The sequence below is a fragment of the Bacillus sp. CHD6a genome, assembly GCF_001293645.1.
GTDB lineage: Bacteria > Bacillota > Bacilli > Bacillales > Bacillaceae_I > Sutcliffiella_A.
Map to the genome: position 1 here is coordinate 263,720 of NZ_LBMD01000002.1, position 24,396 is coordinate 288,115.

At 41.5% G+C, this 24,396-nt stretch carries 19 protein-coding genes; 17 read left to right on the top strand and 2 right to left on the bottom strand.

Translation table 11 applies throughout. The annotated features are described in order from the left end of the window. Window positions 1-195: 195 nt before the first annotated feature. The 11 genes from AAV98_RS04035 (at window position 196) to AAV98_RS04090 (ending at window position 15,058) form a co-directional block, all read left to right on the top strand. Window positions 196-2,328 carry a BglG family transcription antiterminator gene (locus tag AAV98_RS04035; RefSeq protein WP_060664265.1) on the top strand — a complete coding sequence of 711 codons (2,133 nt, stop codon included), beginning with the start codon at window positions 196-198 and terminating at the stop codon, window positions 2,326-2,328. Between the two features lie 3 nt (window positions 2,329-2,331). Then, window positions 2,332-2,769: a PTS sugar transporter subunit IIA gene (locus AAV98_RS04040; RefSeq protein ID WP_060664266.1), complete on the top strand. Its 438-nt coding sequence runs from the start codon at window positions 2,332-2,334 to the stop codon at window positions 2,767-2,769. 1 nt (window position 2,770) lies between these two features. After that, window positions 2,771-3,913, top strand: coding sequence for a mannitol-1-phosphate 5-dehydrogenase (locus tag AAV98_RS04045; RefSeq protein ID WP_060664267.1), 1,143 nt, complete (start codon window positions 2,771-2,773; stop codon window positions 3,911-3,913). Between the two features lie 493 nt (window positions 3,914-4,406). After that, complete coding sequence (locus tag AAV98_RS20505; protein WP_197284226.1) at window positions 4,407-5,474, top strand: carbohydrate-binding protein; 1,068 nt, start codon at window positions 4,407-4,409, stop codon at window positions 5,472-5,474. A 106-nt stretch (window positions 5,475-5,580) separates the two neighbouring features. After that, window positions 5,581-6,258, top strand: coding sequence for a GntR family transcriptional regulator (locus AAV98_RS04060; protein ID WP_060664270.1), 678 nt, complete (start codon window positions 5,581-5,583; stop codon window positions 6,256-6,258). A 24-nt stretch (window positions 6,259-6,282) separates the two neighbouring features. Further along, window positions 6,283-6,894: a sterol desaturase family protein gene (locus tag AAV98_RS04065; protein WP_060664271.1), complete on the top strand. Its 612-nt coding sequence runs from the start codon at window positions 6,283-6,285 to the stop codon at window positions 6,892-6,894. A 235-nt stretch (window positions 6,895-7,129) separates the two neighbouring features. Next, window positions 7,130-8,635 carry a glycine betaine uptake BCCT transporter gene (locus tag AAV98_RS04070; protein WP_082380767.1) on the top strand — a complete coding sequence of 502 codons (1,506 nt, stop codon included), beginning with the start codon at window positions 7,130-7,132 and terminating at the stop codon, window positions 8,633-8,635. Window positions 8,636-9,014: 379 nt separating this feature from the next. Continuing rightward, a complete protein-coding gene (locus AAV98_RS04075) occupies window positions 9,015-11,891 on the top strand; it encodes a 2-oxoglutarate dehydrogenase E1 component (RefSeq protein WP_060664273.1) in 2,877 nt (958 codons plus the stop codon). Then, window positions 11,888-13,159 (top strand): 2-oxoglutarate dehydrogenase complex dihydrolipoyllysine-residue succinyltransferase, encoded by a 1,272-nt coding sequence (gene odhB, locus AAV98_RS04080; protein ID WP_060664274.1) that lies wholly within the window; start codon window positions 11,888-11,890, stop codon window positions 13,157-13,159. Before AAV98_RS04075 ends, odhB begins: the two co-directional genes overlap by 4 nt. Before the next feature lie 171 nt (window positions 13,160-13,330). Next, a complete protein-coding gene (locus tag AAV98_RS04085; protein ID WP_060664275.1) occupies window positions 13,331-13,957 on the top strand; it encodes a hypothetical protein in 627 nt (208 codons plus the stop codon). A gap of 90 nt (window positions 13,958-14,047) precedes the next feature. Next, complete coding sequence (locus tag AAV98_RS04090; protein WP_060664276.1) at window positions 14,048-15,058, top strand: Gfo/Idh/MocA family protein; 1,011 nt, start codon at window positions 14,048-14,050, stop codon at window positions 15,056-15,058. Window positions 15,059-15,108: 50 nt separating this feature from the next. Here the strand turns inward: AAV98_RS04090 and AAV98_RS04095 are convergent, their stop codons facing one another. Continuing rightward, entirely contained in the window at window positions 15,109-15,504 is a 396-nt protein-coding gene (locus AAV98_RS04095; RefSeq protein WP_060664277.1) for an SET domain-containing protein, read from the bottom strand. Between the two features lie 305 nt (window positions 15,505-15,809). Here AAV98_RS04095 and pssA point away from each other — a divergent pair, with 305 nt between their 5' ends. From pssA to AAV98_RS04110, 3 genes are all read left to right on the top strand, one after another. Then, window positions 15,810-16,523, top strand: coding sequence for a CDP-diacylglycerol--serine O-phosphatidyltransferase (pssA, locus tag AAV98_RS04100; RefSeq protein WP_082380758.1), 714 nt, complete (start codon window positions 15,810-15,812; stop codon window positions 16,521-16,523). Between the two features lie 465 nt (window positions 16,524-16,988). After that, entirely contained in the window at window positions 16,989-17,375 is a 387-nt protein-coding gene (locus AAV98_RS04105; protein WP_060664278.1) for a MerR family transcriptional regulator, read from the top strand. Then, entirely contained in the window at window positions 17,359-19,059 is a 1,701-nt protein-coding gene (locus tag AAV98_RS04110; RefSeq protein ID WP_060664279.1) for an acyl-CoA dehydrogenase family protein, read from the top strand. The genes AAV98_RS04105 and AAV98_RS04110 overlap by 17 nt, the downstream gene beginning before the upstream one ends. Window positions 19,060-19,101: 42 nt before the next feature. Here the strand turns inward: AAV98_RS04110 and AAV98_RS04115 are convergent, their stop codons facing one another. Continuing rightward, window positions 19,102-20,538 (bottom strand): carbon starvation CstA family protein, encoded by a 1,437-nt coding sequence (locus tag AAV98_RS04115; protein WP_060664280.1) that lies wholly within the window; start codon window positions 20,536-20,538, stop codon window positions 19,102-19,104. A gap of 231 nt (window positions 20,539-20,769) precedes the next feature. Here AAV98_RS04115 and AAV98_RS04120 point away from each other — a divergent pair, with 231 nt between their 5' ends. The 3 genes from AAV98_RS04120 (at window position 20,770) to AAV98_RS04130 (ending at window position 24,304) form a co-directional block, all read left to right on the top strand. Further along, window positions 20,770-22,494 (top strand): two-component system sensor histidine kinase NtrB, encoded by a 1,725-nt coding sequence (locus AAV98_RS04120; RefSeq protein ID WP_060664281.1) that lies wholly within the window; start codon window positions 20,770-20,772, stop codon window positions 22,492-22,494. A 15-nt stretch (window positions 22,495-22,509) separates the two neighbouring features. After that, complete coding sequence (locus tag AAV98_RS04125; protein WP_060664282.1) at window positions 22,510-22,740, top strand: excisionase family DNA-binding protein; 231 nt, start codon at window positions 22,510-22,512, stop codon at window positions 22,738-22,740. Between the two features lie 166 nt (window positions 22,741-22,906). Then, window positions 22,907-24,304: an aldehyde dehydrogenase gene (locus AAV98_RS04130; RefSeq protein ID WP_082380759.1), complete on the top strand. Its 1,398-nt coding sequence runs from the start codon at window positions 22,907-22,909 to the stop codon at window positions 24,302-24,304. Window positions 24,305-24,396: the final 92 nt, after the last annotated feature.

Consider the following 24,396-nt stretch of genomic DNA (forward strand, 5'->3'; position numbering starts at 1 on the left):
AAGAGCATGGACTCTCTCCTTCTTTTTTGCATGCAGGGGGAATGAAAAAAGATGTCATTATTAACTTTTGTCAACAATAATTTTGACGAATCCTTACTTTCCTTTCATTGAATCAATAATATCTGTGTTTTATGATGAAACTATAAACATAGTATTTAAAAATTGTCACCATCCAAGGGTATTGGAGTGAGCGCTATGTATATTACTGCAAGAGAAAGGCAGATCCTTGAGATTCTTTTATCGACGGATAAAGAAATAACAGTCGGGGATCTAGCGATTGAAATAAATGTAAGTACCCGAACCATCCACCGTGATTTAAAAGAAGTCGAGGGAACCTTGTCTCAGTATCAGCTGTCTTTACTAAAGAAATCAGGTGTGGGTGTCCAGATAATCGGGGAACCGGATAATATAGAACATTTAAAGCTTTTTCTTTTCAATGTAGATCATAATCAGTACACCGCTGAAGAAAGGCAGACAATTATTCTATGTGCACTATTGGAATCGGTCGAACCGGTCAAGTTGTTTGCGCTTGCTAATGATTTGAATGTCACTATCGCGACGGTTAGCAATGATCTTAATAAAGTGGAGGAACAGCTAAACCAATTTCGCAATCTATCACTTATCCGAAAAAGAGGATATGGTGTACAGATAGAAGGCGATGAGAATGACAAGCGTAAGGCGATGAGCAAGGTAATCACTGATAATGTGGATGAGTATGAACTACTGAGCCTTATAAAAGAAAGCATTCAAAAGAAGAGTAAGCCGTCATCCGACCCGATTTCGGAAAGATTGCTTGGTCTAGTAGAGAAAAAAAATCTGCATATTGTAGAGCGGACAGTGGATGAAATGAACAAAGAACTGCCCTATTCCATTGCGGATAGCGCGTATATGGGGCTGGTTGTCCATTTGGCATTGGCGATGGAGCGAATCATGCGTGGAGAAAATATTTCCATAGATCAGAGCTACCTTTTAGAATTGGAAGGGACTCCTGAATATATGATTGCCCAAAAAATCATTGAGAAGCTTGAAAAAGTGTATCAAACAGAAATTCCAGTCGCCGAAATTGGCTACATCACCATGCATCTAAGAGGAGCGAAGTTAAGACAGGACAAGGAATATTTTGCAGAAGAAGCGGGAATGCAGGATGCCTTAAAAGCAAAGCACCTCATCCGATTTGTAGAAGAGAGGATCCACCAAAATCTTTCAGATAATCCCTCTTTATTGCAGGGGCTTGTTGCCCATCTTGGTCCTGCGTTATTCCGCATCAAGCAAAACATGGGCATAACAAACCCGCTCTTAGATCGGATCAAAACGGAATATGCTGAATTATTTTCCATTATTAAAGAAGGCGTCGAGGTGACATTCCCTGATCTCTTGATTCCAGAAGAAGAAGTCGGTTTTCTGGTCATGCACTTTGGCTCTGTCTTATTGAACATCCATCAAGCCAGACCACTGCAGGCACTTGTCGTTTGTTCGACAGGCATTGGAACCTCAAAAATGCTTGCGACAAGGCTTCAAAAAGAAATTCCTGAAATAAAAGTATGTCAGAATGTATCTCTATTCGAGTTGAATCAGTTAGATGATGCAAACTATGATCTGATCATCTCTACTATTCGTTTGCCTGATTTAAACAGAGACTATTTTATCGTCAATCCAATTTTAACAGATGAAGAATTAGATAAAATCAAACAGTATATCTATGAGCAGCATAAAAACAAATTGATAGAGTTAAAAGGTAATCTAGAACTAGAGGAAGCCTTTTATACCCAAGATCTTTCTAAAGAAGCGGTGGCAGATAATTTAGAAAAGGTTTCTCTCTATTCCAAAGCAGTTTCAACCTTATTGAAGGGCTTTATTTTTAAGAAGGGGGAAGGTGGCGAGTCCATTAGGACAGCGTTGCAGACTCTGTGCTTGGAGTTACAACATTTGGAGCAACTCTCCGATGTGACTCAGGTATTAAAAGACCTTTTGGAGAGGGAGAGGCTCGGAGGACTTGGGATACCGGGTACAAAGCTGGCATTGTTCCACGCCAAAAGTGAGGCTGTTATTAAACCAACGTTTTCTATTTACAAATTAGCTCATTCATGTCCGACAACAGGAATGGATCAGGAGCCCATGAAAGTGGAGTCAGTCCTCCTTCTTCTTGCCCCCTCAAAGGCAGAAAAAGAGGTATTAGAAGTACTGAGTCATATAAGTGCATCCATCATAGAAGACGACCGAAGCATTGCACGATTTGAATCAACGGACGGGGTTGCGATTGGAAATCATCTCGCTGCCACATTAAACCGTTATTTTAACGAAAAATTAACTGAATTAAGGAGTGTTTGAATCATGACCTTACCAATCTTAGCTAAAGAAAATATCTTATTAAACGAATCTGTAGGGACAAAAGAGGAAGCAATTAAAAAGACAGGACAATTGTTAGTGGACCGTGGATACGTAGATGAAACATATATTGAAAAGATGTTGGAACGGGAGGAATTAACATCCACCTACATGGGTAATTTTGTTGCGATTCCACATGGTACAGAAGATGCAAAAAAAGCGGTGAAAGAATCCGGGATTGCTATTGTACAAGTTCCAGCAGGTGTGGAATTTGGAGCAGGAAATGAAGTGAAATTACTGATTGGCATAGCAGGGAAAGGCGATGAGCACCTAGAAATTCTTTCGCAAATTGCGATTGTCTGCTCTGAAGAAGAAAATGTTCAACAAATTGTGAAGGCATCATCTGCTGAAGAGATCCTAGAATTATTTGAAGGGGTTCAATAACATGAAGGCACTTCATTATGGTGCAGGCAATATCGGCAGAGGCTTTATTGGAGCTTTGCTTTACAAGGCAGGATTTGCCACCACTTTCGTGGATGTAAACAGTGAAATAGTAGATTTGATAAATGAAAAGAAAGCTTATCGAGTGGTGCTGGCGGATAAGACACAACAAGAGTTGGTTGTACGTAATGTGTCGGCCATCAATAGTATAAAAGATAGCGGCAGGTTGGAAAAGGCGATAGTGGAAGCGGATATCATTACTACTGCAGTAGGCCCGTCCATCCTTCCTATTATTGCGAAATCGCTTGTAAGTGGATTGCGTAAACGTCTTGAAACCAACGATGCGCCATTAAACATTATAGCTTGTGAAAATCTTATTGGCGGAAGCTCCTTGTTGAAACAGCATGTATACGAAGATTTGGCACCAGAAGAAATCGTGTTATTTGATGAGCTATTTGCTTTTCCAGATGCCGCTGTTGACAGAATTGTTCCAAATCAAACGAACACTGATAAGCTGATGGTCACAGTGGAACCGTATTATGAGTGGGTAGTGGATGAAACTGCACTTGTTGGAGAACCTCCGGCCATTGAAGGAATCACATTTGTCGGTGATTTGGCACCGTATATTGAACGAAAGTTGTTCACGGTGAATACAGGACATGCCGCAGTTGCCTATTTGGGTTATCAAAAGGGCTGCAAAACGATAGACGAATCACTGACAAATGGGGAAGTCCGTAAAGTGGCGGAGTCCGCTTTGAAGGAAACAGGAATGGTCCTTGTGGGGAAATACGGATTCGATAAAAAAGAACATGAGGCATACATCGACAAGATCCTTTCGCGTTTTGAGAATTCCTATATCACTGATGATGTCACTAGGGTAGGACGCGCTCCGCTCAGAAAGCTCGGTGGGAACGACCGCCTAGTAGGACCGGCAAAACAATACCTCGAGCTTTTCGGTCACCCTCCAAAAAACCTGATAAAAGCAATCGCTGCCGCCATCACATACGATGCGCCAAATGATGAGGAAGCCCAGACAATCAAACAACTAATCCGCGAAAAAGGATTTCAGCAAGCCATTACAGAAATAACCGGACTTGAAACGGATAACCCTATCGTGGAGGAGATCATGAAGGAAGTAGGGGTCTGACCCGCTGTGCGGTGAAGTGGTAAAGAGATAAAGAGGGATCTGAACCTCTCTACCGGTTGTGGGAGTTTTGCTTTTTGTTTCGGCGGCAAGGCTAGTTAAGATGGATATATTGTTTTTACAATGGATAAATGACTTTTATGATGGATATATTGTTTTTACAATGGATAAATGACTTTTATGATGGATATATTGTTTTTACAATGGATATATCCCCTTTTACAATGGATAAATCATTTATTCAATGGATATAACCATCAATTGCTGGTTTTCGCTAGATTGCCTCCTTCAATTTTCCCAAAGAACACTTTCTTTCATGCAGGATTCGTCAATCGTTTAGGTCTTACGGGCAAGAAAGTGGATATCCGTAAGCTAGACAGGTTGATTGCTCAGCAAATCTTATAACCTATACCATCTATTCATTTAGACCATGCACCTCCCCACACTCTTTCTGCATAAGTTATTAGGCAGAAGTCTAGTTAGGGGAGGTTTTTAAATGTTTTCACATCAGAATTCTGGTCAAAATCCTTATGCATATCGGCAAACGCCAACTGATGAGCGGCTGATTTTTTTCTATCCACGGCCAAGGCCATATTATCCTTATTATTATCCCTATTATCCGGCACCATATTATTACCCGTACTATTACCCTCGTCCACGTCCTTACCCGTATTATAGAGATGACGAAAATGAGATGCGGGCCAGCTGGCGGGAATGGGAAGATCTTGGGTCGCCTTTACTTGGAATGAAAGGGGCACCTGCCGTTTCATCTTGGTCTGCCAATCGTCTTGACACGTTCGTGCGCGGGGAAGACAATCGTTTATGGCAAAAGTTCTGGAATGGAAGGCGTTGGAGTCGCTGGAATGACCTTGGCGCACCTCGAGGGGGCTTGAAAAGTTCACCTGGAGCTGTATCTTGGGGACAGAACCGCATTGATACGTTTGCCCGCGGTGCCAATGAAGGGATGTGGCACAAATGGTGGGATGGACAGCGTTGGAGTCAGTGGGAAGATCTTGGTTCCCCGCGTGGTGGTTTTAAGGGAACACCATCTGTAGCTTCTTGGAGTGTCAATCGTTTAGACTGCTTTGTACAAGGAATGGACAATAATATGTGGCACAAGTGGTGGGACGGATCGAGCTGGAGTCAGTGGGAAAACCTTGGCGCACCTCGAGGCGGCTTAACGGGATCCCCAGGGTCCGTGTCATGGGGGCCAAACCGCATCGATTGCTTTGTCAGAGGATTGAATGAACGCATGTGGCACAAATGGTGGGACGGCAGTAGCTGGAGTCAATGGGAGAATCTCGGTACCCCAAGAGGCGGATTTGAAGGGGCACCAGCTGCGGCTTCATGGTCACCAAATCGGATCGATGTGTTTGTAAAAGGCGATGATAACCGCATGTGGCAGAAATATTGGAATGGTCAACGTTGGAGTGAGTGGGGCAATCTTGGTGCACCACGTGGAGGTGTGCAATCCCATCCTGCAGCCGTTTCATGGGGCTTGGGCAGAATTGATACTTTTGTAAGAGGCAACAACAAGAAAATGTGGCACAAGTGGTATGCGTAATTAACAGAAAATTATTGAAATTAAAAATAGTTGAGGATAAACTGGTAATACCAAACATAAATTTGGTATTACCAGTTTTTTTATAAAAGGAGGGACTCTCAACAATATGCGAGTAAGTGATAAAATCGAAAAGTTATTTATTCAAAAAATACTAAAGGAAGAATTTGTGCCAGGCACACAAATACCATCGGAACGAGAACTTGCAACCACATTTGGAGTGGGACGGCCCGTCGTTCGTGAAGTCCTCCAACGGCTGGAACGAGATGGATGGCTCACGATTCGCCATAACCAACGTGCTACTGTAAATGATTATTGGAGAGAGGGCAATCTCATGACCATTGCCCACATTCTGAATGAAGAGGATATGATTCCAAATGAATTTATCATCCATCTCCTCGAGCTTAGAAAAAACCTTTCTCCCTCCTATGTGAAAGGAGCAGTTTTACATAAACCCTTGGAGGTCATTTCTTTATTAAAAGAAAGCGAAAGCATTGAGGATAACCCGGTTTCATTTGCTGAGTACGACTGGCATCTTCAAAGAGGTCTTGCAGCTGCTGCGTCGAATCCTATTTATCTACTAATCCTTAATAGCTTTGGGCATCTTTATCTCAATCTGGCAACCTACTACTTCCAAGACGCCTCCAACCGGGAAGCTTCCAAAAACTATTATTTGAAGCTGATGAAAGCTGCTATAGAAAAAGACGGTGACAAAGCGGAACAGCTCGTGCACGACATGATGGAACAAAGCATTAAAATGTGGGAGGAAAAATCCGCTGTAAAATGAACGAAAACTAGGGGGGTATGAGAGATGAAGGGGTACTACAGGGAGTTCTTTTTGTTTCCAGACATCACTGTTTTAATGATGCTGATTGTTGCGAGTATGGGGTGGATTGGTTGGAGTGGGTTGACGTGGGGGGCGTTAGCGGTGTTTGTGTCAGGAATGCTGACCTTCATGTTCAGCGAGTATCTTACACACCGTTTTGTATTTCATCTGAAGCCGCCAAAAAATCAATTTTTACTAAATCTGTTAAAACGTCTCCATTATGACCATCATACACACCCAAATGATCTACATTTGTTATTCTTACCGCTTTGGTACAGCATGCCGAATCTGTCGGTGCTCGCTTTAATCTTCTATTTAATCGCTGGCAGCTGGGGATTGACGGTGGCGTTTGCAAGTGGATTGATGATGATGCTCTTTATTTATGAGTGGAAGCACTATGTTGCGCACCGTCCCATTAAACCGCGGACGAAATTTGGCAAATGGGTGAAGAAGACTCATATTCTGCATCACTTTAAAAATGAAAATTTTTGGTACGGGGTGTCTACGCCTTTTGTGGATGTGCTGTTTGGCACACTTAAAAACGAGAAAGAGGTGGAAACGAGCAAAACGGCCAAAGATTTGGAAAAGCGAGTGTGAAACACAAACAAGGGAGGATTCGTATTCCATAGAAAAGTTCGAAAATAGAAGCATTGTTTACCATTCGGTCGCAATCCTTCCCTTTTTAAAGATAAGTGGGCCTCGAAGGTATATACTGTCGAATATAATCAATTATCATTCCTCCTTCCTTTTTCCAATCTATCAGTAATGTGGTTTAATTAATAGGCATTGTAGGGAATAGAATAAAATAATAAAAAAAGGGATGTTGATGCTTATGGACAGGTCAGTTTTTAAAATTTCGGTTGGAATTGCCGCATTATTTGTATTAATAGGTGTTTTAATTCCAGATCAGCTTGGAGATGCGATGGGAATTGCACAAGCTTTTGTTTTGGAAACGTTTGGTTGGTTTTATCAATTAGTTGCCACATTCTTCCTCTTATTTGCCGCATTTATGATCTTCAGTAAATATGGAAAAATTAAATTAGGAAAAAAAGATGATAAGCCTGAATATAATCGTCCGACATGGTTTGCGATGCTGTTCTCTGCCGGAATGGGAATAGGCTTGCTCTTCTATGGCGTTTCAGAGCCGATCTCTCACTTTGCTTCACCGCCACTTGGGGAAGGAAGCACAGAACAGTCTGCAATCTTAGGAATGAGATATACGTGGTTGCATTGGGGGCTTCATGCTTGGGCTATTTACGCAATCGTGGCGATGGCGCTTGCTTATCAGAAATTCAAAAATAATGCACCTGGATTAATGAGTGCAACACTTCGCCCTGTACTTGGTGAAAAGGTGAAAGGACCTATTGGGAAAACAATTGATGTGGTGGCTGTATTTGCTACATTGTTCGGGGTAGCAGCATCACTTGGACTAGGTTCGCAACAGATAAATGCCGGGCTGGAATATTTAGTCGGCATTCCGAATAACTTTATGGTGCAATTCATCATTATGGCTATAATTACCGTACTTTTCATTGTTTCAGCAACTACAGGTATTTCAAAGGGAATCAAGTATTTGAGCAATATCAACATGTCACTTGCGGTTGTGTTGTTTTTAGCAATGCTGATTCTTGGACCAACTCTTTTCTTATTAAACATGTTTACTACTACGTTAGGAAGCTACGTTCAGAATGTAGCATTGATGGGATTGCGCCTATCACCTTTTGATGCCACTGAAGCTGCGTGGACACAAGGCTGGACTGTATTTTATTGGGCTTGGTGGATATCTTGGACACCATTTGTCGGGATGTTCATTGCACGTGTCTCCAAGGGAAGAACCATCAGGGAGTTTACTATAGCCGTTCTCCTTGTACCAAGTTTGGTTTGTGCACTTTGGTTTACTGTTTTTGGTGGAACAGGGATCCATTTAGAATTTGTACAAGGTCTGAATGTCTCTGATCAAAGTCTAGAAACAGCATTATTCTATGTTTTTGAACAATTGCCTTTTGGAGCGCTCTTATCTGTATTAACGGTAGCATTAATCACCACCTTCTTCGTCACTTCTGCTGATTCCGCAACCTTTGTGTTGGGTATGCAGACAACTGGCGGGAAACTTAACCCTCCAAATAAGATTAAAGTTGTTTGGGGAATCATTCTAGTCGCATCAACGTTAGTGTTGATGGCCTCAGGAGGACTAGCTGGTTTACAAACTGCCATCATTGTTAGTGCCCTGCCTTTAACATTTATCGTTTTAGTTATGTGTTATGGGTTGTTTAAGGAGCTAAACAAAGAGTGGAAGCTTGAAAAAAGTAGAAATAAGGAAATTAAAAAAGTAAGTTAATAAGTTTGAGACCTGCCTTGTTTTCAGGCAGGTCTTTTAAGTGTATAGGCCTCTACCAACATCACCTAAAGCGTTAATGAGCCCACAACCCTAGCTCACCCGCTATAATATTTTCATATTCAGCCGAACCTCAAACAGACGTAAATTTATTTATAATATTCTGAAAAAACCTTTATTTCCAATATTAAAGAAAATTTGTCCAAAATATGAAAACGTTTTTATGGTAAATAGAAAGTTTTTTCTGTATAATTTAGGTGTGAAAGAAATAGGCAAGGGTATGAGATTAATAGATGATTTAATAAAGTACCTGAACCTTTATATAGTAACTAGTTCAAAGGCATTTTAAAAACGTCACAGCCTAAGATGGGGGCATATAATAATGAGTAAGGTCGAAGTTGAACAAATTTGGGAGCGCTTTTATGGACCAAATATGGGTTATGTGTATGACATGTATGAGAAGTACCAACAAGATCCGGAATCAGTAGACGGATCTATTCGTGCGCTTTTTGAAGAACTGGGCGAACCGCCTGGAATGGATTCCATTTCCAATTCAAATGATAAGTCCGCTAGTGAGGCAAGTAACCCTCAAGTTGTACCTCAGACGGCCATTAAAAAAGTAATTTCTGCGAACAAGCTTTTGCGTAATATTCGTGAGCTTGGGCACCTTGCTGCAAACATTAATCCATTACACAAGGAGCCTCAAGATGATGTTGGTTTCCTTGACGTGGAGTCATACGGTTTAAGTAAAGAGGATCTTGTGCAAATTCCGATTGATCTTGTATGGGAAGCTGCACCTGAGGCAATTTCAAATGCGTGGGAAGCATACGAGCACCTAAAGCGCATTTATACAGGGACGATTGCGTATGAATTCGGTCATATTCATGATGAAGAAGAGCAAACATGGCTGAACTCCTATATTGAGAATACGAGAATTGAGCGCCCGTTCACTAAAGAACAGCGAGTGGAACTTCTTGAAAGGTTGATATCGGTTGATGGCTTCGAAAAGTTTTTACATAAAACTTTCGTTGGCCAAAAGCGTTTCTCAATTGAAGGGTTGGACATGCTTGTACCGATGTTTGACAAACTGATACAGTCGGGCTGTGAAGATGGAACGAAAAATATCAGTATCGGGATGGCGCACCGTGGACGCTTGAATGTACTTGCGCACGTTCTTGGCAAGCCGTACGAGCTGATTTTCTCTGAATTCCACCACTCACCAAACAAGGAGCTGGTTCCTTCTGAAGGTTCCCGCGGAATCAACTTTGGTTGGTCTGGTGATGTAAAGTACCATATGGGTGCAGACCGTCACGTGACAGGTGAAAAGGAACAAGTAGTGCGCATCAATCTTGCTCACAACCCAAGTCACTTGGAATTTGTGAATCCTGTCGTTCAAGGGGTGGCTCGTGCTTCCCAGGAAGACCGTTCAGAAAAAGGATACCCAAAACAGAACAAGCAATCCTCCTTCAGTGTTCTTGTACATGGAGATGCTGCGTTCCCTGGTGAAGGTGTCGTTGCAGAAACGTTAAACCTGACAAAGCTAAAAGGATACGCAACAGGTGGAACAATCCATATCATTGCAAATAACCTGTTAGGATTCACTACTAACTTCGGCGATTCCCGATCTACAAAGTATGCAAGCGATCTTGCAAAAGGGTATGAGATCCCGGTTATCCATGTGAATGCAGACGATCCGGAAAGCTGTCTGGCAGTGATGGTATTTGCTTACGAATACCGGAAGAAATTCAAAAAAGATATCGTGATTGATCTTATTGGTTACCGACGTTTCGGACACAACGAAATGGATGATGCCAATGTAACACAACCACTTTTATATGAAAAAATTAATAACCATCCGGTAATTGCTGAGATGTATGGAAAAGAGCTTGTTAACAGAGGCATCCTGACGGAAGAGGAAGTTACAGGCAAGAAGTCAGATTTCATGCAGCAGTTGCAAGGGATTTTCGATGAACTTCGCAAAGAAGATGAGGGCAATGTGAAAATTAAGCAAGTTCCAAAACCGATCAGTGACCAAGTTCCTGAGCTGGAAACGGCAGTGCCGGAAGACTTGTTAAAATCCATTAATAGCAACTTGGTGAAGTTCCCTGAAACTTTTACTGTTTATCCAAAGCTTGGTCGTATTTTGAAAAAGCGTGAAAGTCTACTTGCTAATGATAACAAAGTAGACTGGTCCTTAGGGGAGACACTTGCTTTTGCATCCATTCTTGCGGACGGCACGCCAATCCGTTTAACGGGGCAAGATAGTGAGCGCGGAACGTTCTCACATCGTCACCTTGTCTTACACGATAATAAAACGGGAGAGCGATTCATTCCGTTGCATGAGCTTCCAGAAGCAAAAGCTTCTCTATCTCTATACAACAGTCCGTTATCTGAGACGGCAGTTCTTGGTTTTGATTACGGATATAGTGTTCAGTCGCCTGAGTCCTTAGTGATTTGGGAAGCGCAATTCGGTGATTTCGTTAACGTAGCGCAAGTGATCATTGACCAATTCATCGCATCCGGAAGAGCGAAGTGGGGCCAGAAATCCAGTCTAGTTATGCTTCTGCCACACGGTTATGAAGGACAAGGACCGGAGCATTCCAGCGGACGCGTGGAGCGTTTCTTGAACTCTGCTGCAGAGAACAACTGGATTGTCGCTAATGTGACAAGTGCTGCACAGTACTTCCATCTTTTAAGAAGACAGGCGAAACTGACGACGAAAGAAGATGCTAGACCACTTATCGTTATGACACCGAAGAGCTTACTGCGTAACGCGATGACAGTATCAGATGTGTCCGAATTGACTGAAGGCAGCTTCAAGCTCTTAGTGGAAGAAAAGCGTACAGGTGAACACAAAGATAAAGTAAAACGACTTGCATTATGTACAGGAAAAGTGGCGATTGACCTTGCTTCCAAAGTCGATGAAATGGGCAGCGAAGAAGTGGAAGCCCTTCATATCGCACGTGTGGAGCAACTATACCCATTCCCTCATAAGGAAGTGGAAGAGCTTGCTGCACAATTTCCTAACCTAGAAGAGATTGTATGGGTTCAAGAAGAGCCAAAGAACATGGGAGCATGGCCTGTTGTAAAAGCAAACCTTCATGAAATTGCAAATATCGGTATCTCTGTGGATTACATTGGGCGTCCAAAGCGCTCGAGTCCGGCAACAGGTGAGCCACACATTCATAAACAAGAACAAACATGGATTGTTGAAGATACAGTGAACGTACACAAAGGGCTCGGAGGGGAAAACAAATGATCGAAATTAAAGTGCCAGAACTAGCAGAATCAATTACAGAAGGTACAATAGCAGAATGGACAGTAAAAACAGGAGACGCAATTGAAAAGGGAGAAACAATTGCTGAGCTTGAAACAGATAAAGTAAACGTAGAAATAAAAAGTGACTTCAGTGGGGTAATCCAAGAACTTTTAGCAGAACCTGGTGACAATGTTGTAGTAGGACAAGTCATTGCGAAGCTTGGAGAAGAAGGCGCAAGTGCTGCAACTGAAGCAGCACCAAAAGAAGAAGCACCGAAAGCAGAAGAGGCTCCTAAAGCTGAGCCTGCTAAGGAAGCAACACCTGCCGCAGAGGAAAAGAGAACTGGCAAGTCCAGAACAGTTGCTTCTCCGGCAGCCCGTAAAAAAGCAAGAGAACTTGGCATTGATCTTGATGAAGTATCCTTCCGCGATCCAATGGGACGCGTTCGGGTAGAAGATGTGGAAGCTCACAACCAAGCTAAAAATGCACCAAAGGCTGAAGCTCCATCCAAGCCGGCAGCTGCACCATCTAAACCAGCTGCAGCAGCACCGGTTCAAGACGACGCGCGCGTAGAACGCATCAAAATGAGCAGAAGACGTCAAACTATCGCTAAGCGCCTAGTTGAAGCACAGCACACAGCAGCAATGTTAACGACATTCAACGAGGTTGATATGACGGCAGTAATGGACGTCCGTAACCGTCGTAAAGATGCTTTCTTCAAAAAGAATGGCGTCAAACTTGGCTTCATGTCTTTCTTTACAAAAGCAGTGATCGGTGCGCTTAAATCTTTCCCATTGTTAAATGCGGAAATTCAAGGCGACGAAATTCTTTTAAAGAAATTTTATGACATAGGTGTAGCTGTATCCACAGAAGAAGGCCTAGTAGTACCTGTTTTACGCGACGCTGACAAACTAAGCTTCGCTGGTATTGAAAAGGAAATCGGTGACCTTGGTAAAAAAGCTCGTGACAACTCCTTAGGATTAAAAGATCTTCAGGGTGGTACGTTCACGATTACTAACGGTGGAATCTTCGGTTCTCTTTACTCCACTCCAATCCTAAACACTCCACAGGTAGGTATTCTTGGAATGCACACGATCCAACGCCGTCCTGTCGTTGTAGATGACAACGATACAGTGGAAGTAAGACCGATGATGTATATCGCTCTTTCTTACGATCACCGTATTGTTGATGGAAAAGATGCTGTACAGTTCTTAGTACGTGTGAAACAATTGCTAGAAGATCCAGAAGACTTATTGTTGGAAGGGTAATAGTATGAAGAGGGCTTATCACTATGATAGGTCCTCTTTCATGTGTGTTCCTGAAAATGGAAGTATCACTCGTGAAGAATATTGTCGGAATACTAGCAATTCTACGAAAACATGCAGTATAATCATCCATATACACAAAAAAGAGATTCAGTCACATGAGGGGGAAACATAATGAAGAAAGTTCTGTCCTTATTTTTAATAGGGCTATTAGTTGTGGTGCTTGCAGCTTGCACCTCAGATGATAAGAAAACAAATGAAGAAGGGTTTGCTGAAGAAACGGAGGAAAGAGAAGATGAAGAGAGTTTAATTCCAATTGGTGAAACAGCTGAAACAGAAGGTGGAAGTTTTACGTACCACGCGCGAAACAACCAGCTAAAACCAATTGAAACAGACTCTTTCACCATTAATGTGGACAAAGTATCTGTCATGAGTGGCAAGCTTGCCGGAGGATTCAAAGAATATATGGGGCAAGAAGAAATTGAATATATTCAATTCGATTTAGAAATCGAAAATAAAACGTCTAACTCTCTTAATTTTGAAGCATATCAAGCTAGCATCGTAACCAATACAGGGGAAGAAGTTGCTGCACCTGATTCCAGGCTGACAACCAAGAGTGAGGATACTGCAGAATTGAATGAAAAATTTGCTGGCGGTGAAAAGAAGCAAGGAGCTATCTTCTTCTTATTGGAAGAAACAAAAGCAGAAGATGTGGAATGGGTGGAAATTCAGATGAAAGCACCACTCAATGAGAACAATGAGAAGGTCGGAGAAGATCTTAACATCAAAGTAAAGTTGTAATGTTGCCGTTTTATAGAAAAGGCAGGGAGGACTCTGTCTTTTTTCGTTTTACATAATGCTAGAATAGTCAAATTAAAGGAGGCACCACTTATGATTAAAACAGCGCTACTTAGTAAATGGCATGTTCATGCACAAGAATATGCAGAAGAAGCGATTCAAAACGAACACATTACCCTTACACACGTATGGGATGAGCAAAAAGAGAGAGGCCAAGCTTGGGCAAAGGAGCTTGATCTTATTTTTGAAGGAGATCTAGATAATATTTTCACCAATCCGGACATTGATGCGGTCATTGTTGCCTCTCCCACCAACATGCACACGGAAATCATCACAAAAGCCGCGCAGCACGGCAAGCATGTTTTTACGGAAAAAGTGCTCTCGGAAAAAGAAGCAGATGCAAGGTCAATCCTAGAAGAGATAGAGCAACACGGGGTCAAATTGATGATTTCCCTTCCGAGACTAACAGCAAGCTATTATCTCTACGCACAAAAGGTAGTGGACGAGGGGTTACTTGGAAGACTAACTACCATTCGATGCAGAGTCGCTCACAATGGTTCTGTACCGACAGAGCAACATCCTACTGGTTGGCTGCCACAGCATTTTTATGATAAGGAACTCTGCGGCGGCGGTGCCTTTATTGATCTTGGTGCCCATCCTATTTATTTAACAAACCGATTAGGCGGACAAGCTAAAGCAGTAACAGCTAGGTTTAACCAAACGTTTGGTTATGAAGTAGATGATAATGCTGTCGCCATGGTAGAATATGAATCTGGTGCACTGGGGATCTTAGAAACTGGGTTTGTCTCTTCTGGTAGCCCATTCCAATTGGAAGTCTATGGAACAGAAGGGACCTTAATGATAGAAGACGATACCATTCGAATTAAAAGTATAAAGCTTGAAGAAGGCTGGCATACTCCATCTGAAGAAGAACTGCCTGAGACCGCTCCATCTGCAATGGTGCAATGGGTCACGGAAATCTTATCAGGAAAAAAATCCGACATCAGCCATCAAGACGCATACTTGCTTACCTTAATAAATGATGCAGCCCGTCGCTCCAATGAAGAAGGCTGTCGAATAGAGTTAGATAGAGTGCATCCATAACAAATTACACAAATAAAAATGGTGTCCCTGATAGTTGGGACACCATTTTCCTATTCTTCTTTCTCGTTTTCATCCATATTAAACCAAAGTGGGTCCATCTCATCCACATCACCATTATAGTTAATGAGGATCTCTTCACCTGCTTTAATGTCCTTATAAGCGAAAAAATCAAAGACATGTTCATCAAAATTAATTTCATACCTTGCATTTGGTTCATATGAATGGTTGAAAAGCATGCCATAGCCTAGCAAGATGGCAGAGTGGTTAATGCCATATTCAAACGCATAGTCCGCTAATAATGTCTTTTCGATATGTTCGTGCTGTTCATTTGGATAGGATATTACCGGTGCGGAATGAAACAGTGTACCTTCTTTGATATCTTCCGTTGCAAATACACCTCTATTGAATTCCCCATCACTGACTGGAGAGCTTTTTACTTCGATCATGGTCATCACCTTCACGTTTCCGAAAAATTTCCTGATCTATTAAGGGTGCCACTTTCTTCTTAGGAATGCAACTGGTTAGTTTAAACAAATCTCAATAGTTACAGATTTCTTTGGTTGAGAATGAAATTGGTGAGGTAGAAGCGAACACTTCCACAAAATAATTTTTACTCGTCCACAACTGGAATGGTATAATTAAAGAAAGGTGAGCCTAAGCATGTTCCTTTGTTTAGGTTTTTTTATTTTCTATAGGGGTATTGCCCTTTACATATTACTTTGACTTATTAACTACGGAGTGATGATTATTTATGCGAATGCGGACGCGACTTATAAAAAGCATCCCCAATATGTTCACGCTGGGGAATTTATTTTGCGGTTTCTTATCGATCGGCTTTGCCGCAAGCGGAGAATATAGTAACGCTGCTATCTTGATCCTAATTGGAATGATGCTTGATAGCATGGACGGTCGCCTGGCGAGAATGTTAAATGCAGATGGAGAGCTGGGGAAAGAACTAGACTCCTTAGCGGACGTCGTTACATTTGGTGTAGCACCTTCGTTTTTAGTGTATTACACTTACTTTTATCAGTTCGGCATGTTGGGGATGGCCATTGCAGGTTTATTTCCACTGTTTGGTGCATACAGACTGGCTCGATTTAATATCAGTACAAGTAAATCCTCCGGAAAATATTTCACAGGAGTGCCAATCACAGCAGCTGGAGGTATCCTGGCATTGCTGACTCTTTTCGGAGATTTTATTCCACAGATCGTAACAACTGTTATTTTTACAGCGTTCTGTTTCTTGATGGTTAGTAAAATAAAAATCCCGAGCTTTAAGGATGTCCCGTTACCGAAGTATGGAACGATTGTTACATTGTTCTTGGGTGCGTCTTTGTTTATCGTTTTTAAAGGAACTTACGCACAATACCCTTATCTAATTTATATTGCCATTCCGTTATATTTTGCTTATCTTGCATACAGGTTTGTACGTGTGCGGGGAAAGAATAGACGAGAGACGGATTGAGTTTGAGAGGACTTACCTTTTTTATAGAGGTAGGTCTTTTTTGTTTTTTATTAGGTCTCTAAAGATCTAAGCGGCGGAGATATCTAAGGTGAGAGGACTTTATAGAGTAGGTAAAGACCTGAAAAGAGTGGAAATCGAGGAAGAGAGGTCTTTAGAGAGCGGGTAAAGACCTGAGCGGCGTGGAAATCGAGGAAGAGAGGTCTTTAGAGAGCGGGTGAAGACCTGAGCAGCGTGAAAATCTAGGAAGAGAGGTCTTTATAAAGTAGGTAAAGACCTGAGCAACGTGGAAATCCAGGAAGAGAAGTCTTTATAGCGTAGGTAAAGACTTCACCAACGTAACAAGCCGGTTCCACAGGTCTTAATAATGACAAAAAATTTTCATGTCCCCCATTGAACTTTACGTTAACGTCAATGGTAAACTATAACTATAACTATCTAAATTTTCAGTAAAAGGATGCTTTCATCATGTACACTATTTCGCAGCTAGCCAAAGAATTCCATATTTCCACGAGGACGGTCCGCTATTATGAGGAGTTGGGGCTACTGAATCCTTCCCGTTCTGAAGGAAACCAGCGAGTTTATTCTAAAAGAGAGTATGCCCGTTTGAAGCTGATAACGAGGGGCAAGCGGTATGGTTTTCAGCTTGACGAGATTAAAGAGATGGTTACGTTGTTTGATAAAGACCGAACTGGTACAAAGCAACTTCAAAAAACCATTGAATACGGGGGAAAGAAAGTAGCGGAAATTGAAGAAAGAATTCAAGAGCTCAACGAATTGAAAGATGAAATGAATGAACTGCTCACAGATTTTCAAAAAAGGTTAGGAGGAGGAACGCATGACTATGACAGGTAATTTTTTTACAGAGGATAAGCATTTTCAACAAGTTCTCAAGAAGCATATGGAGCCCACATTTTACGAATGGGCAGAGAAAGAGCTCACAGAGTTTGGGGAGAGTTGTGCAAATGAAATAGAAGAGCGTGCCATCCATACAGACCGGGAAGGGCAACCGAGGCTCATAAAATATAATAGAATGGGCAACGACGTTTCAGAGGTGTGGGTGAATGAAGGGTATAAAAAAACGGTACAGGAAACTTACCATAGAGGGATTGTCGGATATGTGCATAAGGAAATCCCGGAGCTTGGCCAAAAAGGAGACTACCTATACTCATACGCTCAAGGCTACCTGCTTTCTCAGACAGAACCGGGATTCTACTGTCCCGTAACTTTGACCATGGCTACTGCCTACTTGCTTGAGCATTATGCTGATGAACACGTAAAAAATAAATTCCTGCCGCATGTCATTTCGACGGGAGAAGTAGAACTTTTTGAAGGAGCGACATTTTTGACGGAAAGGCAAGGGGGTTCCGATGTCGGGGCGAATGAGACGCAGGCGGTGCCAAGCTCAAATAAGTATCTTTTGACTGGTGAAAAATATTTTGCATCAAATGCCGGGCAGTGTGGTGTAGCGATGGTGTTGGCTAGAATACCTGGGGCACCTAAAGGAACGAAGGGACTCAGTCTTTTTGCGGTCCCCTGGAGAAGGGAAGATGGCAGCGGCAAGCTGAACGGAATTGAGATTCGTCGTTTGAAGGATAAACTTGGTGTCAGAGCAGTTCCCTCAGCAGAAGTTCTTTTTAACGGTGCCGAAGGGTATCTTGTTGGAGAACCAAGCAAGGGCATCCATTATATGATGGAAGCTTTGAACTTGTCGCGTGTCTGTAATGCGATTGCATCTCTTGGAATCATGCAGAGAGCATATACGGAAGCACGCAAATATGCAAAGAGCCGCGTCACATTTGGTGATCAGTTAATCAATTTTCCTATGATACGAGAATCTTTGGTCGACATGGCGGTAAAGCAGGAGGTGGAAACGAGTGCTTGTTTTGAGCTTGTGTCACTTTTTGATCGGGTTATGCGGCATGCTGGGGCAAAAGTATCTGAAGAAGAGATTGCATTGAATCGACTCCTAATTGCATTATTGAAAAAAGAAACTGCAGAACAGGCCGTCCACTTCTCCCATGAAGCCATTGAAATGCATGGGGGAAATGGTTTTATTGAGGATTTTGTTACCCCGAGGTTGCTACGGGATGCAAAGGTGTTAACTGTATGGGAAGGGACTGCAAATATCCTTGGGATGGAAGTGCTCAGATTGATGGGGCGTTTTAAAGTAGAACGTATTTTCATAGAGTCTATGAAAGGGAGGCTGGAGGCACTTCCAATCGACAATATTATGAAGGAGCCAGTGGAGGAGGCACTTGTGAAACTTCAGGAGCTATGCAATTTCATGAGCAGTTGTGCGCCAGAGATCCAAACCGTCTATTCGAAAAAGATTGCGAGCCTGATGGTGAAGATTTTTGAAAGTGTGGTAGCACTGGACGGCGCAAATTCTGGTGATGCTCGTGAACTAGCAAAGGCAGAACTGTTCCTTCAGATGACTTGGAAAGAGTCAGATTTGTGGTTTGATCGTGAAAGTAAGAAACTGCAATATTTTGACTTAATCTTGAACTGGGAGAAGAGTTCGGTTGGAGCGGAATAGAAGAAAAAAACAGGCGGCCCAGAGAGGTCGCCTGTTTTAATATTATGCTACACGTTTTTCTACACTGCTAGACTTAATGTTACGATGTTTCCAAACTTGACTTATAAACCAGCCAAGTATCACCAAGGTCAAAGCCGAACCTATTAGTAACGAATTGTTATAACTCATTCCAAATCCTTCTGGTGCGTAGAAAATATACGTGCAGACCACTCCTGACATGAATACAGCCGGAACGCTTGCAATCCAATGGAATTTATTTTCTTTTACAAGATACATAGCCGCTGTCCACAGCATCACAGTGGCAACAAGCTGGTTTGTCCAACCTACATATCTCCAAAGGAATGTATAGTCAATGGTCGCAAGGTAAAGGGCCGGTGCAGCAAGCATCAGGGTTACTAGTAAAACCTTTACCTTACTTTCCATGTTGAAGAATTTAGCAAATACTTCTGTCAAAATCATACGGGAAGAGCGTAGCGCGGTATCACCTGTTGTAATGGGAAGGATGATAACCCCAAGGATAGCAAGGATACCACCTAGTGTACCTAGTAAAGAAATAGAAATTTCATTTACCACATAAGAAGGTCCACCAATGGCAAGTGCTTCTTGCAGACCACCTGTTCCATTGAAGAATGTCATCCCGGCAGCTGCCCATACTAGTGCAATCACGCCCTCTGTTATCATCGCTCCGTAAAAAATTTTACGACCATGTGATTCTTTCTTCATCGTGCAAGCAACGATCGGACTTTGTGTACAATGAAAACCGGAAATGGCTCCGCAAGAGATGGTGACCATTAGTAGCGGCCAAATTGGTAACTCCTGAGGATGTAAGTTTGCTAATGTAAGGTTTGGAATTTGTTTATCCGTGAATAAGAGTGCAACGGCAATGGCAACTGCCATGAAAAGCAAAATAGCACCAAGTAATGGATATATTTTACCGATTACTCGATTGACAGGTAATAGAGTAGCCAATAAAAAATACCCGAAAATTAAAAGCAAAGCCATCATAAAACTAATGGGTGTTAATTGAGCGATTAGTTGGGCGGGTCCTGCAGTAAAAGCGGCCGCCACAAGTACCATTAATACAAGGGAAACTACATAAATACATGACTTCACTACATTGCCAAGATATTTTCCAACAATGGTCGGATATTGTGCCCCGTTATGGCGCAAGGACAACATACCGGAAAAGTAATCATGAACCGCACCGGCAAAGATGCTTCCTACCACAATCCAAATGAAGGCGACGGGACCATATAATGCCCCAAGGATGGCACCGTAGATAGGACCTAATCCAGCGATATTTAAGAGTTGAATCAGATTTCCTTTCCACCAAGGCATAGGAACAAAGTCAAAATCATCCCTTTTTGTATAGGCAGGAGTAGGGGTCTGATCATTGATAACGAAAATACGTTCCACGAATTTAGAATAAAAAACATAACCTAGAACTAGAAAAATTAGTGCACCAAAAAATGTGATCATGCTGCTCTCCTCCTGTTAGTGAAAAATTACAATTTCAAACATTTTAACACGTTTAAGCGGAAAAACAACAGATTGTTCTGAAAAATTTAAACTTTTTGTAAAATAGGTCATGTACGTGTCAAAAAAGAGAAAGAACCATGTAGCAATTGGTCAAATATTGCTTTGGTCATAGATATGGAATACAATGAAAGCTAATAAATTTGACAACTCAGAGATTCGAGAGTGATATCGGTGAAAACTTTCTATCAAACACATAAATTGGCGATAAACATACTTGTCGTAATCCTTTTGGGCTTCGGCTTTTTTATCGTACATCTGCAAACTCCCATTCCCTTTTTAACAACGAATCCTACTTTGTTCGTTTTACTGGTCGTTTCACTGGTGCTAGTAAATATTAATACCGTTCCTCTACCGCCAAAAGGAAATTCACTCAGTATGGACTCTGCCATTTTTCTAGCGATTCTGTTTGTATTCGGTTTGAATCTTTCCTTATGGACTTTGCTTGCCAGTGGAGTAGTGTATGGATTACTAAAGAGGGATGTAGCCTGGTGGAAGCATCTTATGAACTTCGCCATGTATGCTCTAATGATGATAGGAGCACATTATATCTTTTTATGGACAGGTGGGAACATAGGGTTTTTTCAAGCCTCCAACCTGTTGTCTTATTTGGCGGCCTTAATCAGTTATTTCTTTATTAATATATTAATTATTGGCGTTTTCTTTTTCTATATGAATCATCCGCATTTAATGAAAGAACTAAGAAGCACATTGCGAAAATCTGTTTCTAATTATGCCATCTCGCTAGCTTCGGCACTCTTATTATCATTGTTGTTTGAATCAGAACCCGTGCTTGGGCTGATTATTTTTACTGTAATCATTCTATTAGTAACGAAAGGATTTAAAGAATACTTTGACCTTAATGAAGAAATAAACAGGGATCGCTCTTATCGGCAGCAAATTCTTAATTCCTTACCTGTTGGAATTATTACAGCGGATGATAAGCAATCCAACTTTTCATTGAACACTTCTGCTTCCCGCTTATTAAATCTGAACGCACAAGAAATCAAAGACGTCTTTATGATGAAAGAACCACCAGTGTTCAATTCATTTTTTTGGGAAATCATGCTTTCCAAGAGAATTTGTCAAAATATTAAAGTAGGCTATTCTAGAGGCGGGGAAGACCTGCACTTGCTTGTATCGCAGTCTGTATTGAATGACGAGGAAAATAAGATTATTGGAAGAATTTTTTATTTTATTGATATAACAGAAACAGAAGAACTGGAGAAACGGATGCATCAATCCGAAAAACTTGCTGCCTTAGGGGAGCTTGCTGCAGGGGCAGCGCACGAAATTCGAAACCCATTAGCGGTATTGCACGGCTTCTTCTCTTTAATGAAACAATCTTTTACGAAAGAAGAACTTGAAAAGTATCAGGTGCCTTTACTAATAAAAGAATTTGACAGAATCAACGCTATTATTGAAGACATGTTGCTCATGGCAAGACCAGGAGCACCGAGACTACAAGAAACTACCTTCAAGTCGATCTTTGACCAGATACCTTCCTACCGTGATATCTCTAAAAATGAACCCGAGTGGAAGGTGATGCTCGACGATACGAAGATAATGGTAGATCTGAAACAGATGAAACAGGTTATCTACAACCTTTATCGAAATAGCAGAGAGTCAATGAAAGGAAAAGGAGTCATAACCATTTTTTCTAAGAAAGTAAATGGTAAGTATCTTCTATTTTTCAAGGACAATGGGACAGGTATAAAAGACGAAATGAGGAAATCCCTTTTTCACCCGTTTCATACCTCCAAGGAAACCGGCACTGGACTTGGGTTGACCATTGTTCAGCGTATTATTGAAAACCATCAAGGGAGTATAGAGGTGTATGAGACATCGCCTACAGGGACGACTTTCCTGATCACATTACCTTTAACACCTAATGAATAAAGAAGGAGTGTCAGCATGTACCTATCCGTTAAAGAGACAGCCGACTATCTGTCCTGTTCCGAGTCATATGTGAAAACCCTGATACAACAAAAGAAGATTCGTGCATTATATGATGGTGCCGATTACATGATCAACAAAGAACAATTTACTACGCACATGAAACAGATGGAAAAATATAAAGAATTGATGGAGGAAGTAAGAAGCGAACCAATTCCAGAGGATATTGATATTAAGGATGAGGATTGAGGAAAAGGCACCTGGTTAGGGTGCTTTTTCTATTTTACTTGACTACTTATTATTAAATGTTTAAACTTTTGAACGTAACAACAGGTAAAAACTTGTCTATTTCATTCTATTTGTAAGACAATAGAAATAACATAATTTGAATATGCGAAAACAGGAGGAATCTTGTATGACGACAGCAACAACAAATATAAACGAGACGGTTGAAAAATTACTTGCCAATCATAGGAGTTATTTTGAAAAAGGAGATACGAAAGATATTGAGTTTCGGTTGGAGCAACTGGCAACGTTAAAGAAGGCAGTTCAGAAATATGAAGCGGAATTTATGGATGCTTTAAAAAAGGATCTAGGGAAATCGATATTTGAAGCATATGGTTCTGAAGTAGGCTATATCCTAGACAGCATCGGCTTTTTTATGAAGAATTTAAAAAGTTGGGCAAAAGTGAAAAAGGTCAAAACCCCGCTAGTTCATACTGGTTCCAAAAGCTTAATATACTCTCAGCCATATGGGACAGTATTAATTGTAGGGCCGTTTAATTATCCTGTTCAGTTAGTATTAGAGCCTCTAATTGGAGCAATTGCAGCGGGAAACTGCGCTGTAATTAAACCTTCTGAATTCACGCCAACGGTATCTAATGTACTGTCAAAAATGATAGGAGAGTTTTTTAACAAAGAGTATATCAGCGTGGTAGAGGGAGCGAAAGAGGAAACATCCGCCCTTATTCATGCCCCGTTTGATTATATCTTTTTCACAGGAAGCGTACAGGTTGGCAAAATCGTGATGCAGGCTGCGGCCAAACGACTTGTACCAGTTACACTGGAGCTTGGAGGCAAAAGCCCTTGTATCGTCCATAAAGATGCTAATATAGAGGTCGCCGCGCAACGGATTGCTTGGGGGAAATTTATGAATGCCGGTCAAACTTGTGTAGCACCTGACTATATCCTTGTCCATAAGGATGTACGAGAGAAACTTGTAAAGGCATTAAAAAAAACAATACATGAATTCTACGGAGACAACCCACAGCGAAGTAAGGACTATGGACGTGTCGTGAATGAACGTCAACTTGACCGGCTGATTTCTTTGGTTGATAAAGATAAAGTGGTCGTTGGAGGTCGAATCGATCGGGAAGAACTTTATATGGAACCGACAGTGATGGATGGTGTAACGTGGGAAGATATGGTGATGAAGGACGAGATATTTGGCCCTATTTTACCGGTTCTAGAATACAATGACCTGCAAGATGCCATGAGACAGATTAGTAACTATCCAAAGCCCTTGGCATTGTATGTGTTTACTGAAAATAGTGAAGTAGAGGAACAGGTCATTGAAGGGACTTCCTTTGGAGGAGGATGTGTGAACGACACGGTCACGCATTTGACCAATCCATACTTGCCATTTGGTGGAGTGGGTACATCAGGCATTGGTTCCTATCATGGGAAAGATAGCTTTGATACTTTTTCCCATAAGAAAAGTGTGATGAAAAAAAGCACGAAATTCAACCTAAGTTTTCTCTATCCTCCATATTCCGATAAAAGCATCAAGATGTTAAAGAAAGTTATGAAATAGAAAAGCAGGGAATCACTGGACTCAGGAAGTTCTTTACATTTCTTTTAAAAGTCTTCTGTGTTAATATTTAGATAGACGAAATATATAGTAGA